Here is a 14965-nt window from a genome sequence, read left to right on the forward strand (position 1 = left end):
AAGAACAGCAGCATCATGAGGCTAGACATCAGAATATCAGAAACAAACTTCACTCGGCGGCGGATGGGTTGACCAAGGTTATTTTTTGCGACCAACATCATGAAATCTTGTCCAATAAAACTGAGCTGATCAAACCCCAGGATCGGCAACCCGCCTAACGAGGGAACGACCGCAAAGGGCAGGCGCTCCCAAACCAAGTCCGATAGCAAATCACCATAAGTAATCATCTCCTGGTCCGAGAGGGAGAGGATGATAAAGCGCCCACCCCGCCTTTCACAGAGCTGCCGCCAAAGTTGGCCATTTTGGGGCGTCGCCATCACCGCAGGATCAATAACGTCAATAATCTCATAACCAAGGGTCGGATCGGCGGCCAAAGCCCGGCGAATATGCTCCGTCACCTCCCCCGTACCAACCAAAAGCGAGGGAATCCGCCACAACCCTAATCGGTTTAAGATCCGCCGCGTGATGAAGCGGCCCAAGGGAAGAAGCCCGGCGGCCAAAAGCCACGTACTCACCAGCCACAAGCGAGATAAGTGATATTTGGCCGCATAAACCAAAAATCCTTCCGCCAGCAGCATGATTAGGCAAATGATGACGATATGGGAATAGGCAGTCCAAACCGGGACCGGCAATCTATAGTGGCCCAGAACGAAGAAGATAAAGATGGCGAAGCTTGCGAGTACGGCAAATTGTATCGCCCGCCACTCAAATGTTAGGGCGATTCCCTCGGCATAAGCGCCGTCAAAAGAAAGTCCATTAACCAGCCCCCCAACGAGTAGGGCCATAAAAAAAGCCAATAGGAAGGCAAAAATATCTGACGCCATTACAATGGCATGACGAAATCCGTAAGAAAAACCCAGACGATGACGCGAGCGGTTTTGTTGTTTTAAACGTTCGTCGCCGTGTTTTGCATCTTCCATTTCCTGCCAGATCACTTCATTTTTTGTTTTTAATCGATGATGCGCCTGCCGGGCCGCCGTTCGAACAGTATACTACGGGCATTGGCATGTGATCACGATTAGTTTTTTTAAGCACCCGATAGGTCTCATGCGCAACCCTTTGGGAGGGTGTCCCTAGACAAGCAGCAACCGGAGGCCCCAGGATGACGGAATGCGGATCTTGCTCCACGATTTCGGGTGTTACGCTTTCATCCTCCCGCTGGCGCGGTGGCTCGCCGATCAGGGGCATCAGGTGCTTCACTTGAGCGCCAAAGAACTGGTTGGCCCCCGGGGAACCCCCGTTCAGCGGAAGGGCGACCCGCCCGGCCTTACCTTCGATACGGTCCGTCTGGGGCGGCCTTTTACGCGCTATTCCTTGCCCCGCCGCCTGCTGGATGAATACCGCTATGGTCGGGGTTTGGTCGGTAAGATCCTGGAATTTCAGCCCGATTTGGTTGTTTCAGCCAATACGCCGCCTCTCGCCCAGGCGGTTGCGTTTCGGGCTGCCCGCCGCCGCGCGATTCCCTGTGTTGGATGGGTGCAGGATATCTTCAGCCTTGGGGCCGCGCCAATGATGGAAAAGCTGCCAAAACCCATCGCCACGCTTGCCCTGGCCGCCCTGCGCCGGTTGGAATTCGGCACCTTATCGCAGGCGGCGGGGCTGATCGTCATCGCCCCTTCCTTCCTTGCAAGCTTGAAGGATCATGGCGTTCAGCACCCGATGACGTTGGTTCAGGAGAATTGGGCCGCCTCGTCCCCCGACACAGTAGAACGCCAGAAAGCTTGGGCTGAAGCGCAAGGGCTTGGCGGGGCCAAAATCATCCTCGCGGCGGGTACTTTGGGGCGAAAACACGACCCGGACCTGTTGGCACAGCTTGCGACCGGCCTTGCGACCCTGCCCGACGTTCGCCTTATTGTTGTCAGCGAAGGCCCTGGACGGGATTATCTCGAAAAACTGAAAGCCGTCACGGCGCTGCCCAATTTGAGCTTACTGGATTATCAGCCGTCCGCGCAGGTTCCGGCGATGTTGGCCAGCGCCGACATCGGCCTCGTGCAACTCAATGCTCTCGCCAACGGCATGTCCATTCCCTCGAAGGTCTATAGCTATGCGGCGGCAGGCTTGCCGATTTTAGCCGCGATTCCCCAGTCAAACCACGCCGCAGGGTTGATTCGCGACTATGGTCTTGGATGTGTCGTTGAACCCGACGATCCTCATGGGTTTGTGGCAGCGGCGCGGCGGCTGCTGGAGGATGCGCCGCTTCGGCAGGCGTGCGGCGCGGCGGGGCTGGCGTTTACCGCCCAGCATGGCGATATCGCCATTATCGGCGGTCGGGTCATGGCGTTCCTGGAAGAGGTCCGGGGTCGGACCCTACAAGACCCATGATCGGGTCGGAGTAAAACGGTGAAAAAGATAGTGTCGCCCAAACCGCTCATTCCCCTCCTGCCCATCGGACCCGAAGCCGATTTGCTGCGCCGAGCCGCGCTCTGGCCCGCCAAAACGATCCCTTTTGCTGCCGATGAGATCGATGCCCTTGATCGGCCCGTGCTGCTTGAGCTAGCCCAGGAACACCGGCTGCTGCCCGCCCTCTTTGGTGCTATTGAGGCATCCGGCTTAGGCCCCAATTGGCCGGAACTTCATGCCGCCCAACAGCGGGAAAGCATGCGGGCGCTGCATCAAGCCGCCACAACCTTGCGCCTCCTCGACCTTTTCGAGCAAGCCGGATGCCGCGCTTTAGTCTTGAAGGGGCAGGCACTGAGCGCACAGCTTTATGGGCGTGCTGATGTGCGGATGTCGTCGGATATCGATTTTCTGATCGATCCGATGATGATGTCCAAAGCACATGATATTATTATTGAAAGCGGATTTAAACCCCTTTACCCGGTTCCTGTCGGGAATCTTTCTTTTGTGAATAAAGATCAGGCGTATTTTTCCGGCAAAACTATGATAGAACTCCATTGGCGTTTATTTGATAATCAGGCTTTTTTGCCTTGGTCTTTTGATTATTTATGGTCCAATCGGTCTTTTGTTAGCTTAATGCAAAGCAAGAAAGTACCAACCCTTCCTCGGGGTCAGCATATTTTTTATCATACTTTGCACGGTTTGCGTCATGGATGGCAGCGTTTACGCTGGCTGGTTGATTTAGCCATTCCATTTCAAAATAAAAATGATATGGAAAATCTAATTTTACTTGCAAAAGACTATAATTTTGTTCCTGCGATCCTTCACACGAGCATGATATTGCACGAGTTTTTCAATACATCCCCAGGCACAGAAATTAAGACGAGCAAAAAACAATATAAATCCGCAAAACGCATCCACACCCAGGTGGAAATTCTGGCACGAATCCGAAATGAAAAAAAATACAATAAATTCACGATGTGGATCGGAAAAAGAGTATCAGAAACACGCATTGACATAATGCTATCCCCAAACAATGAGTCAATTATTTTTGAAATAAAAAAATTACTTATTAGCAGAGCAGATCTTATGGATGTAAAACTACCTAAAAAAATGCTGTGGCTCCATATTTTTATTCGACCTTTCCTTCTAATGCGAAGGGTTTTTTTCCGATATTGGAATCGTAACTCCGATTGAACCGGCAACCGGCCCTGGTTGACGCGACGCGCAGAGCCTGGGCAATCTTGTTGCAGGCCCTGGATATTTTTGTGTAATCCGGCGTATAGACTAGCCAAAGACTGCCTTGAACGGAGATCGAAATGTCCGACCGGCTGTTCCAGGCCTTGTTAATCCTCCTCTGCCTCGCGCCCCTACCGTTCGGGAGCCATCGGCCCTGGGCGTGGAGCCTGCTCAGCCTTTTGGTCGGCCTGCTCCTCTGCGCCTGGGGGTATGGGGTTTTACGGAACCATGTGCGCCTTGCCGTCCCGCTGCGCGCCGTAGCCCCCGTGCTAATCCTGAGCGGGAGTGTGCTGGTATGGGCCACCGTGCAGGCAATGGTGCCTTTCTCGGCGCCCTTTGCCCATCCGCTCTGGGCGGAAGCCGCCGCCGCCCTGGGCCAAAAACCGCATACCGCCGCAATCTCGCTCGATCCCGCTGCCACCTGGGGGGCCATTCAACGCTGCCTAACTTATGGCGGCATCTTCTGGCTGGCTTTGCAGTTGGGGCGCGACCGGGAGCGCGCCTATTTGGGCCTCCACTGGCTCGCGCGCGCGGCGGTCCTTTATGCCGTTTACGGGTTAATTCTGTTTTTTGCCGGGGTGGAAGCCATTCTTTGGTTTCCGAAATGGGCCTATTTGGGCGACCTCACGTCCACCTTCGTTAACCGCAATGCCTTTGCCACCTATGCGGGCTTGGGGCTGCTCCTCTGCCTTGCGCTCGCCATCCACGCGCTGTACCGGGCGACCAGCGGCGGGCGGCAGGCGTCGGCAGATCGGCGGCTCGGCTTGCGCGACCGGGTTTCGATTCTGATTACCGAAGCTGGAACCGCCGTTGTCGGGATCATTCTCCTCGGCACGGCGATTTTGCTCAGCCACTCGCGCGGCGGTTTCATGGCGACCGCGATCAGCATGATCTTACTTATTCTCGCCGCGGCCACGGCCGGGCTCATTGCCCGCAAGTGGGCTACGCTGTTGCTGGCGGGCATGTTGACGTTGGGGACGATGCTCGTGATCGTCAGCGGCGAGGCGACCTTGGAGCGGATCGCCGAAAGCAACGAATTGGAAGGCGAGCGCGGGTTTCTGTTCAGCCTGACGAGCGATGCCATCGGTGATGCCCCTTGGACGGGCCATGGCTTCGGGGCCTATCTCGCCAGCTTCAAACCCTATCGCTCGGCCGATCTCGGGCGCGAAGTGTTGTTTGATTATGCCCATTCGATGCCTTTGGAGCAGGCCATGGAGTTGGGCATCCCGGCGGCCCTGCTCTGGCTTGCCGCCCTCCTGCTGATCCTCGTTCGCTGCACTATCGGGCTGGTTCAGCGGCGGCGCAGCCAAATTCACCCCGCCCTGGCGATTGCGGCGGCAGGCCTGCTGATAACCCATAATCTCTTCGATTTCAGCCTAGCAAACCCGGCAATCTCGGCGCTCGCCGCCTATCTAACCGGGGTTGGGCTCGCGCAATCCTGGCCGAGTGGGGACCTGATTGCCCCGGTTACGGCATCCGATCCAACCGATTCACCCGCCGGAACTGCTGCTCATCCGATGGCATAACCGTCGCCAGGGCCTCGGTAATCACAGGGACATACGCCTGCACGGTCAAAAGCTGGGGAATTTCTTGCGGCGATAGCACCCAAACCAGCCTTACTTGGCGCTGCACCAATTGCTGCGTGTCGGCGTCGAGAACCGAGTAGAGGTCCAGACCCAGGCGAAGACGCGGCAGCATGGCCCCCGGCACGACCTGCCCGGCCAAGAGGGCAACCCGAAGCGCCTGTCCCGCTTCGACGGGCTTACCGTCCTTCAGGCGCAAGCGCGCGAGCCGCACCCAGCCGCTGGGGTCCCCTGCCGCCTGCCCCAGAGCGGCTTCAAGCACGGCTAGCGCCGACGGATCGCCCGCGCGCTGGCGCATCAAAGCTTCGAGACTGCCGCCCCGGTCGCTGGTCGCCCAAGGGACGATAAACGGTGCCATCCGCCCCGATTCTGCCAGCGCGTCAGCGATTTCGAGAAACAGAGCCGGGGTTTCCTCGGCGACTCCCCCCCGCTGCAATGTTTCAAGCCCGATGCGCGCGGGTTCCGCCTGCCAGACTGACCAGAGCCGGGCCGCCCCGCTTAGGCACAGCAGCCCGCCGAAGGTTAGCGCAAGAAGCGCCGGGACCGAGCGGCCGGCGCCATCATTCTTGGTAGTAGCCGCCATAACGCCCGTAATACTGAGTGTAATCGCTGTAGCCGTAGCGTGCATGACGCCGAGTATCGACCCGCGACAGGACGATCCCGGCTAGTTTTGCCCGTGCATCGCGCAACAACCGCACGCCGGTGCGCACAGCTTCGCGCGGGGTGGAATTCCAGCGGACGAGATAGATCACCCGGTCAGCAACCCCCGCCAGCACGCGGGTATCGGCAACGGCGAGAACTGGCGGGGTGTCGAGAATAATTCGGTCGTAGCGGGCGCGCAGCATTTCCATAACGCGATCCAGCGCTTCCGGCGTCAAATCCATCACAGGATCACCCGGTTTTTGCTTTTCGCCGCCAAGACGGCCCGCAGGCAGAAAATCAATCTCCCCGACCGCATCGCGGACAATCACATCTTCCGGCGTAGCAGAGCCGTTAAGCAGTTGCATAATGCCGCGTGCAACATCGACATTCACGGCCTTGTGCAACCGAGGCCGGTGCAAATCCCCGTCAATCAGCAGAACGCGCTCATCCGTGCGCTTGAACTGGCGCGCAAGGCTAAGGGCGACAAAGCTTTTCCCTTCTTCCGGGACCGAGGATGTCACCATAATAACCTTGTCGTCCGGTGCGCCCGATAGGGTTAGCGCCGTGCGCAGGGTGCGGAAAGCATCGGCGAGGCCCGAACGTGGCCGCTTCAGAACTTGGCTTTCAGCGGTGCCGCCCCGGCGCCGCGCGACAGGAACCGACGCAAAGACGGGCAGACCGGTAATATCCTCCGCCTCATGGGTGGACCGAACGGCATTGTCGAGATGATCCAGCAGGAAAACCAGCGCGATCCCGGCCCCAAACCCGACCAACAGCACCGCCGCGACAATAAGCATGCTGCGCGGCGCAGAAGGCCCGCCCGGAATTTCGGCCGGCGACAAAATGCGGGCGTTGGCGCGCTGAATCCGATCTTGCTCAGCATCGCGTTTGAAGCGAGCCAAGAAGGATTGATAGAGCTCGCGGCTTGTTTCCGCATCGCGTTCCAACTCACGCAGGCGAATTTCCGCCTCGCCCGCCGAATCATTCGTACGGCGCAGAGACGCAAGCTCCCGCTCCAGCGTCCGCGTCCCAGCAGCAGCAACTTCCACCTCATTCGCGACGGAGGTGCCGACCTTTTCGACTTCCAACGCGATCTTGGCCCGCAGTTCCGTGAGATCGGCCCGCAACGCTATGAGACGCGGGTGACGCTCGCCGAATGTTTTGGCCCCGTCGGACATTTCCCGCAGCAGGGTTACTTCCTGTTCACGCAGGCGCTGGATGAGTTGCGATTGCAGTACATCAGACGATGTATCGACGGTGCCGCGCTGGCGGATCAACGCGCGCACCTGATCGAGCCGCGCCTGCTTCTGCGCCAAATCGGCCCGCGCGATGACCAAGCGGGAATTGATCTCGCTCAATTGCTGTTCGTTGACAGTGCCACTGCGATCGGAATTGCGTCGGAGATTATTCATCATCCGATACTGCTCGGCCGCCGCCTCGGCTACAGCAACATCGCGCCGCAGGCCTTCAAGCCGTTCGGATAGCCAGCCTGTAACCCGGCGGGTTTCTTGGAACCCAGCCTCCAATCGGTCGAGAATATAAAACTCAACGATCATATTCGCAACACGGGCGGCCTTTTCCCGACTTTCCGACGTTGCCGCAACGGTAATTACATAAGACCGGCGTGAGGCGCGTACATCGACACGACCGAGGAAACGATTAACAATTCGAGCTTTTTCAATCCGCTCCCGCGCATCGGGCGATAGCTCGGGTATTACCTCCACGGGCCGCGCCGGGCGCCATTCTTCTGGAAGCCACTCCAGCGCCATGAGATCGGCCATAAACATCCCGAAGGCCGACGGTTTCCGCAGCTTGGGATTATATTCCGGGTCGTTCGCAAGGCCGAGCTTCTCAATCACCCGCCACGCCAAGGGCGTCGAGGTCAGGACTTCCGACTCGGTCATGATCGCAACTTCGTTGAGTCGCGGCCGATAGGGGTTTGTCCGGTCCAGCAGTGTATCGCCGTTTTCGCCGCCCTCAATCAGCACTTCAGCCGTTGCGGTATAGAGCGGCGTTATCTGCTGAAGATAGAGAAGTGTCGGAATCAGCAACAGGAGAACGATAGCAAAAATCAAATATTTGCCGCGCCATAACACGCCCCGCACCCACCGAAAACTATCCCGCCCCTGAAACACGAAAGAGACAGGCGAAGACGGTACAGGAGGCAACGGCTGAGCCGAATTTGACACGAAAGCTTCCCCTTAACCCTACATTTGCAGCCCGAGGCGCAGACCGATAAAATTCTGATTGAAGCTTCGGTTCACGAGTTCCGAGTCCTTCGTACGGTGAGCAAGCTCACCGCTCACAAAGAGATTCTCGTTAAACGCATAGGTTACACGACCGCGCATCTCATAAAGAATTGAGTCGCGGTTAATACCTTTGAAATCATCGTAATAGACGCCCGCGAAACCGGTCAGCAGAATATTCCGCGCGTACTCGTGACGCACCAGCACACTTGCCGATGTCCTCACCATACCAGAAACATTCAACATCGTGGTTTCCTGAACCGAGCGCTCAAAAGTCGGCACAACGAGAGTCAGACGGGAAGGCGTCCAGTTAAACGAGGCTTTGAAGGCCAACCCCGCCGGATCTTTGAACCGCTTATCCTTATAGTCTTGCGAAAGATACCCGATCAGGAAATCCCCGCGAATGGTTTCTGCCAAATCTACGCCAATACCGCCCTCGACCCGATAGCCGGAGCTGTCGCGGTCATATCCGGCGCGATCCAACCCCCGGTCATAATCGCGCTGATTGACCGAGGCCGCGATAACGGCGGCATACCCCGGAAAGATCTCATAGGAAGCGCGGCCCGATAACAAATACTGGGTGCGGTCGCGGTCGGAGTTATCAATGGTTCCGATTGTCGTCGGCACATTGTCATAGGCCAGCTTGGTCGCCCCGCCATCGAGCGCGAAGGTATAGCGGCCTTGCCGTACCTTACCGCCAACTCGGGCATCGTTCGTCCAGATTTTCGTCGGCTCTTTTCCTTGTTCGGCTTCGTTGGAGCCGCGCTCTTCTGCCAAGGCCGAGAAAATATAGCTGCCACTCACCTCGAAGGAGCGATTGAATTCATACAAGCCATCTGTAACCACGCGCCCCTGGACGGTGTTATCGTCTTTATATTTAGAGTAGCGACTTGCTTCGAGACTAACGTTTGTATTCCAAAAATAATTCGGCTCTCTTAGTCGTAATGTTACTTCAGGCCGAACGATACTGATGAAATCACTCTTTTTACCTTCTTCCGTCGCATAAATATTATCATTGTAGGTTTGATCGAATTCGATCTTGGGCAGAAGCAAAAATTTTCCCAAGGTAATGCCCTTGGGCTGATAGCGATCCGCTAATTGGTCCGTATCATCGTTTTCCCGCGCATTGGTCGGCGGATTGGGGTCTGTGGTGATCTTGGCACCGCCCGCCCGTCGGGGATCCTGCCCCGGCGAGGTCTCGGGGCGCGGCCCTGACTGGGCAAGCGCCGTGCAGGACATAAGCAAAGCGAGCCCCCCAAAGCTAGCATGCCGCCAATTAACCGATTTTAGCAGTTGCGCCATAATGTCACTCTCACCATAAGCGGTTATCATTCAATCGCCCCATCCCGATGTTTTGCGGCGGTCGCGACAGAAACACAAGACCGGAAACGCCCAAGCCCGCCAAAAACTGTAACTTTATGACAGATTCTCTGGGCTGGTTTGCAAAAAGGCCTCCATCCCGCCGTCAATCACCAGCGCCGTCAAAACCCCGGAATGGAAGGCACCCGTATCAATGCCAATCCGGTTGGGTCGCACGTCCGGCGTTTCAGTAATCGTATGACCGTGCACGATTTTACGATCAAAGCGGGTGCGACTCGACAAAAACGGCTCCCGGATCCACAAGAGGTCATCGCTTTTCTGAGCCTCCCACGCGAGGCCCGGTCGAATGCCGGCATGTACAAACCCATAGCCACCAGAGCTCCACCGGTCGCGCAAGGTTTCCAGAAACTGCCGATGGGATGCGGGCAGATTTGCCGCAAGCCCTTCTGAGAGCTTCTGCCGCCAGAGGGCCCCGCCGCCTGAATTAACACCGTAGCTCTTCAAGGTTTCGAGTCCGCCGTAGTCCAACCATTCGGCGCCTCCCTCAGCATCCTTGAGGAAAGCAAGCATAGCCTCCTCGTGATTGCCGCGCAGGTAGATGCGCTCCGCCCCGCTGACAGGGGCCGGGCCGAGCAGGCGTTCGATAACCCCCGCGCTATCCGGCCCCCGATCCACATAGTCGCCAACGTAGACGAGCATTACCGGCTGCCCCTGCCGACGCTGCGCAGCATCGGCGGCAATTAGCCTATGCAGGGCATCCAGTTCCCGCGCGCACCCGTGAATATCGCCGATGGCATAAATCAGCGCTCCCCCTTCCTCGGAAAGAGGCCCGGCCTCGGGCGCAATCACACCGAAGCGGCGGCCGATACGGGCCATAAAACCGAGACCCAAGACCATCGCTTGACGCCCCTCCCCTTTTCAAAACTCTCTGGTCGCCATATGCTTAGAAGCACGGGAACGAAAAAACTTCTAGCATCGGGGCACCGCGAAGGGTACCCCAACGGAGATACCCGGTCTTCATCCCTCAGGGTATCGAAATGATGCTGCGAGCAGAAAAAGGTGACAAGGTATGACCCCCACTCGGACACCGATGCAGTTCCATCGCCGCTTGAAGGCCCTCACGGCCGCCCTAGGCTTGACCTTGCTGGCCGCCTGCGGGGGCGGGGTTTCCCTGCCCGGCGGCGAAGCCCCCGCCACCATCGCCAATCCGGCGGAAAGCTACCTGCTGGAGCCCGGCAACCGCATTCGCGTGACGGTTTTCAATCAGCTTAATCTCTCCGGCGACTTCCAACTCGATCCGGGCGGGTCGATCACCTTGCCGCTCATCGGTTCGGTTCCGGCGGCGGGCGTTACCGCAAGCGGCTTCGGGCAGCGCCTTGAGGAGCGGATGAAGCGCGACGGCTATCTGCTCGATCCGCGCGTTGCCGTGGAAGTGCTCACCTTCAATCCATTCTACGTGATGGGTGAAGTGCGCGGCCCCGGCGAATTCCCCTATGCGATGGGCATGACCGTGCTCTCCGCCATCGCACGGGCGGGAGGCTATGATTATCGGGGCCGCCAGGGCGAGGTAATCCTGGTGCGCAACGTTGGCGGTAAGCAGCAAGAATATCGCGCCAATGAGCGCACGCCCATTTTGCCGGGCGATATCATCCGCGTTCTAGAGCGGAACTTTTAAGCTCGGGCCGATTTAGGCCGCGCGCACAACAGTGCTGGCGGATCAGGGCGTAAACCCGATCCGCCAACATCGGAAAAGACTCAGTGATGCTGGCCAGCGGCGGGCCCCATGGAACCTGCTCGTTCGACCGTTACCGTTACTTGCGTCGCGCCCGCTTTTTCGAACACCAGCGTCAGCGGAAAGACGGTGCCGAGCTTCAGCGGCTGCTTCAGGCCCATCAACATCAGATGGAACGCCCCCGCCGGGCTCAGTTCGGCTTTTTGCCCGACCGGAAGATCGAGTGCTGCAACGTGCCGCATTTCGATCACGTCGCCCGATTTCACGTTCATATGCAACATCACCTCGGCGGCAACCGGGGTCGTGGCTGAGAGCAGCCGGTCGGCGGTCGTACCCCTATTGGTGAGCACCATATAGGCCGCGCCATTCGGCATCGCCGAGGTTGTTGCCCGCGCAAAAGGATGGCTGATCTCAATCGATCCTGCCTTAAAATCATGGGCGGTGCTGGCCGTGGCCGCGAGCACGAGACCCGCGAGGGTGACGGCGCGGCAAGCGCGTAAGAGAGCGTATGACATTTTAATCCTCACGAATTTTTTGGGTTCAGACGGGTGCTAAACGCCTTCGGGAGGGGCACGGGGTTGCTGCGGCTCGAAGCGCGCGGGTAAAGCCCTTGTCGGTGGCGACGGCCTGCGCCAGCGGAGGCCAATCGAGCGTACCGGCGGCAAAAATCCAATCGTGGTGGGCGGAAGCGCAGGCCCACGCGCATCGGTGACAAGACAGCACAGCCCGCATGCCGGGTCGTGGGGCACCCGACCGGGCATTGGTTGTCCGCTTGACGTACACAGGGCAACCGGCCCGCCAAGCCACTGGCTGAGCATGCGCTCCGCAAGGGCCTCTGCCGACGCTTGGGGGAGGGACGCCGATGGCACCGACGCCCGGCCCTGCCCCAGAAGCACGAGACTTCCCAGCATCAGCATCAGCAGCGGTTTTATGGAAAAGCGCATCGAACTCTACAATCCCTCAAGTGGCAGCATAAAAAGCGCTTCCCCCCAATCGGTCAAGCGCCGCCTATCGCCCCCTTTATTCCCAGACTCACCCCAGCGCCGGTTCAACAATCGAAGGGCTTAGGAGGCTGCATCCTCATGCTCCTCCCCGTCGTGGCCGGGCCGAACGACCGTGACCGTACAGGGGGCCTCAGCCGCCACTTCCGCCGAAACGCTGCCCAACACCCGGCGCAGGGTAGAGCGTGCCCGCGCGCTCATCACGATATGATCGATGTGATTGGCCCGCGCAAACCCCAGAATCGCCCCGGCGGGCGAGATGGCTTCGAGCACATGGAATGTCACCTGATCTTCGCTGAGCATGAGCGGGTGAGCCCAGTGGCGCAATTCGAGCAACCGCTGCAAATGCTTATTGTCGCCCGCGTCATCCAGGGTCGAGTCTAACGCGATGCGATTGAGCTTCAGCACATTGAGGCAGGCGAGGCGCGCGCGCGGCATGGATTGCAACACCTGGCGCACGGTCGCCCGCATTGCGTCGGCCACCGCATCCGATTGGGTCGCAGGATCGACCGCCGCCAGAATAATCGGTGCCTCCTGGCTATGGTCGCGCGTGACCGTCAGAATTGTGTCCGCCTTCATCCGCCGCCGCCAAACCGTCATTACCCCATCTTGCGCCAGTCGGTGAGCGCGCCCCGTGAGCGGCATTTGCTCGGGCGTGCGCAAATCGAGCGCCAGTTGCGCTGCCGTTGCGTGCCGTTCGGTGGGATCGACCGCAAGGCAGCGCAGAATGATCTCCTGAAGCCACGGCGGGCAGTTGGGCCGCAAGTGGCGCGGCGGCACGGGATCGCGCCAGAGCCGCTTCTTCAAGCCTTTCAGGCTTTGTGGGTCGCCAAATGGGCGCACATTGGTCAGGAAGAAATAGAGCAAGGCCCCCAAGGCAAACAGGTCGGATCGCGGCTCGCGCCGCTGCCCTAGCACCTGCTCCGGCGCCATATAGGGGGCGGTGCCATAGGGTAGGCGAAATTCCTCCGCCATCAGATCGGGTAAATGCCGATGGGACGAGAGACCAAAATCGATCAACGCAATCTCGCCACTCGGGCGGACCATCAGGTTCGACGGCTTCACATCCAGATGAATAACATTCTGCCGGTGCAGCGCGTGCAGCGCCTGGGCGATTCGCGCGCCAATATCTGCCACCTCGGCCACCGGCAGGGGCAGATCGGGCAGGCGGCTGAGTAAGGAGGGGCCGTCGATGCGCTCCATGATCAGATACGGCAAACCGCCCACCTCGCCGCGCGCAAAGAATTTCGGCACGTGCGGGCCACTGAGACGCGGCAAGATCATCTGCTCCATCTCGAAACTGACGATCGCCGCCGGGTCCTCCCCTTCCGCCAGAATGGGGAGTTTCAGAATCATCGGCGGCGTCCCCGGCTCGGGCCGCACGGCCCAAAGAACGGCCATGCCGCCCCGATGGAGTTGGTTTTCGAGCGTATAGCCGTCGATAGTCCGGCCGGGTTCGAGCGTCAAAACCATGATCAATGCCCTCGAAAAAGCCGATCTGCGAGTAAGGTGGGCAGCCCCGCCGCGCGGATTTTGGCGGCCGCTGCCGCAATGTCATAGGGAACGCGCTGGGTTGCGAGGCTTGCCGTGCGCGTGTCGTACAGCGCATAGGCCGCCGCCGGATTATCGTCGCGCGGCTGACCGACCGAGCCGATCAAGACGAGCCAGCGCCGGGGCGGCAACAACGGCACCGGCTGCCCCGCCACCGGCGTGAAATGGGTCATCTTGCCGATGCTCGACACGCCATAGAGCGCCGGAACATGCACATGCCCGGAGAAGATTAACCGCGCCGCGCACGCCTCCAGACTGGTACGAGCGGCGAGCGCATCGGTCACATAGCGCCATTTTTCCGGGGCCGAGGCGTCCGCGTGAACATAAAGCCGGTCATCCTCCTCAACCGTCAACGGCAGTTTGGCGAGAAAAGCCTTGGCCGTTTCAGGGAGGTGCGTTTGCGTCCAAGCAATCGCCGCCGCCGCCGCCTCATTCATCCGCTCGGGCGCGCCCAGCGCCGCCGCATCATGATTGCCGCGCACGGCTACCGCGCCTTGCGCCACGAGATCGGCGACGGTTGCCACCACCCACGCGGGATCGGCCCCATAGCCCACATAATCGCCTAAAAACACGAAACGCTCCGCCCCCCGTGCCCGCGCATGGGCAAGGCAGGCGCTAAACGCCTCTCGGTTGCTGTGAAGATCGGTCATCAGCGCGATGAGCACCGCAGTTTCCTTCCCGGACTAAAGCGCTACGATCCGCACGTCCACCCCTGCGGCGCGCAGACTATTGAGCGCCGCGGCGGGCGCGCTAGCGTCGGTGATCACCAGTTTCACCCGCGCGAGCGGGCAGACGCTGATGGAGCCGCGCGTTTCGAATTTGGAGCCATCGACCAGCAGAATCAAATCCTGGGCGCGCTTCAGCAGCTTGGCTTGGGCGCGCGCAATCAGCGGATCGCCCGCGATAACCCCCATCGGCGTCAGCGAAAAGCAACTCATGAAGATTTTGGAGGCGGTGTAATGCTGGATTGCATCGTCTTCGAATGGCGACAACACAATGCCCTGCTCCGGGTAAATTTCCCCGCCCGGCAGCACGATGCGGCTCGCCGTATTCGCCCCAAGCAAAGCGCTGGCGATGGGGAAGGAGTTGGTGAGGATATGCAGGCGCCGGGGGGCCAGGGGCTCGACCATCTGATAAGTGGTGGAGCCTGCGCTAATTATGATCGATTCCCCGTCCTCACAAAGATCGACTGCCGCTTGGGCAATAGCGCATTTTCGCTCGTGATTCAGCGTGCGGCTAGCCTCGAAGCCTTTTCTGGCAAGGGAGTGGGGAGCGGCAGGATCGAGCGCCTGCACACCACCGTGAACCCGCTTG

The 14965-nt window shown here is 59.2% G+C and carries 14 protein-coding genes; 4 read left to right on the forward strand and 10 right to left on the reverse strand.

Features of this window, described 5'->3' with window-relative positions:
- Window positions 1-935, reverse strand: a 935-nt coding sequence (locus tag ACIQ36_RS11330; protein ID WP_395829255.1) for a hypothetical protein, incomplete at its 3' end; no start/stop codon positions are given.
- A gap of 175 nt (window positions 936-1110) precedes the next feature.
- Between ACIQ36_RS11330 and ACIQ36_RS11335 the strand changes: the two genes are divergently transcribed.
- The 3 genes from ACIQ36_RS11335 to ACIQ36_RS11345 all read left to right on the forward strand — a co-directional run bounded on the left by ACIQ36_RS11335 (window position 1111) and on the right by ACIQ36_RS11345 (window position 5102).
- On the forward strand, window positions 1111-2322 hold the full coding sequence (locus ACIQ36_RS11335; RefSeq protein ID WP_395829257.1) for a glycosyltransferase family 4 protein: 1212 nt from the start codon (window positions 1111-1113) through the stop codon (window positions 2320-2322).
- 18 nt (window positions 2323-2340) lie between these two features.
- Window positions 2341-3534 carry a nucleotidyltransferase family protein gene (locus ACIQ36_RS11340; RefSeq protein WP_395829259.1) on the forward strand — a complete coding sequence of 398 codons (1194 nt, stop codon included), beginning with the start codon at window positions 2341-2343 and terminating at the stop codon, window positions 3532-3534.
- A 122-nt stretch (window positions 3535-3656) separates the two neighbouring features.
- On the forward strand, window positions 3657-5102 hold the full coding sequence (locus ACIQ36_RS11345) for an O-antigen ligase family protein (RefSeq protein WP_395829261.1): 1446 nt from the start codon (window positions 3657-3659) through the stop codon (window positions 5100-5102).
- Here the strand turns inward: ACIQ36_RS11345 and ACIQ36_RS11350 are convergent.
- The 4 genes from ACIQ36_RS11350 to ACIQ36_RS11365 all read right to left on the reverse strand — a co-directional run bounded on the left by ACIQ36_RS11350 (window position 5044) and on the right by ACIQ36_RS11365 (window position 10264).
- Window positions 5044-5742 carry a hypothetical protein gene (locus ACIQ36_RS11350; RefSeq protein ID WP_395829263.1) on the reverse strand — a complete coding sequence of 233 codons (699 nt, stop codon included), beginning with the start codon at window positions 5740-5742 and terminating at the stop codon, window positions 5044-5046. The two genes, ACIQ36_RS11345 and ACIQ36_RS11350, sit on opposite strands and share 59 nt — an antisense overlap.
- A complete protein-coding gene (locus ACIQ36_RS11355; protein ID WP_395829265.1) occupies window positions 5720-7906 on the reverse strand; it encodes a polysaccharide biosynthesis tyrosine autokinase in 2187 nt (728 codons plus the stop codon). Before ACIQ36_RS11355 ends, ACIQ36_RS11350 begins: the two co-directional genes overlap by 23 nt.
- A 102-nt stretch (window positions 7907-8008) precedes the next feature.
- On the reverse strand, window positions 8009-9286 hold the full coding sequence (locus ACIQ36_RS11360) for an outer membrane beta-barrel protein (RefSeq protein WP_395829266.1): 1278 nt from the start codon (window positions 9284-9286) through the stop codon (window positions 8009-8011).
- A 177-nt stretch (window positions 9287-9463) separates the two neighbouring features.
- Window positions 9464-10264 carry a metallophosphoesterase family protein gene (locus ACIQ36_RS11365; RefSeq protein WP_395829268.1) on the reverse strand — a complete coding sequence of 267 codons (801 nt, stop codon included), beginning with the start codon at window positions 10262-10264 and terminating at the stop codon, window positions 9464-9466.
- Between the two features lie 172 nt (window positions 10265-10436).
- Between ACIQ36_RS11365 and ACIQ36_RS11370 the strand changes: the two genes are divergently transcribed.
- Entirely contained in the window at window positions 10437-11042 is a 606-nt protein-coding gene (locus tag ACIQ36_RS11370; RefSeq protein ID WP_395829270.1) for a polysaccharide biosynthesis/export family protein, read from the forward strand.
- Window positions 11043-11122: 80 nt separating this feature from the next.
- Here the strand turns inward: ACIQ36_RS11370 and ACIQ36_RS11375 are convergent, their stop codons facing one another.
- The 5 genes from ACIQ36_RS11375 to ACIQ36_RS11395 form a co-directional block, all read right to left on the reverse strand.
- Window positions 11123-11614, reverse strand: coding sequence for a copper chaperone PCu(A)C (locus tag ACIQ36_RS11375; protein ID WP_395829272.1), 492 nt, complete (start codon window positions 11612-11614; stop codon window positions 11123-11125).
- A gap of 36 nt (window positions 11615-11650) precedes the next feature.
- Window positions 11651-12043: a hypothetical protein gene (locus ACIQ36_RS11380; protein WP_395829274.1), complete on the reverse strand. Its 393-nt coding sequence runs from the start codon at window positions 12041-12043 to the stop codon at window positions 11651-11653.
- A gap of 120 nt (window positions 12044-12163) precedes the next feature.
- Window positions 12164-13573, reverse strand: a complete 1410-nt coding sequence (locus ACIQ36_RS11385; protein WP_395829276.1) for a serine/threonine protein kinase — start codon at window positions 13571-13573, stop codon at window positions 12164-12166.
- A gap of 2 nt (window positions 13574-13575) precedes the next feature.
- On the reverse strand, window positions 13576-14316 hold the full coding sequence (locus ACIQ36_RS11390) for a metallophosphoesterase family protein (RefSeq protein ID WP_395829278.1): 741 nt from the start codon (window positions 14314-14316) through the stop codon (window positions 13576-13578).
- A gap of 18 nt (window positions 14317-14334) precedes the next feature.
- Window positions 14335-14965, reverse strand: a 631-nt coding sequence (locus tag ACIQ36_RS11395) for a DeoR/GlpR family DNA-binding transcription regulator (RefSeq protein ID WP_395829280.1), incomplete at its 5' end; no start/stop codon positions are given.

The sequence above is a fragment of the Elstera sp. genome, assembly GCF_044372965.1.
Lineage (GTDB): Bacteria > Pseudomonadota > Alphaproteobacteria > Elsterales > Elsteraceae > Elstera.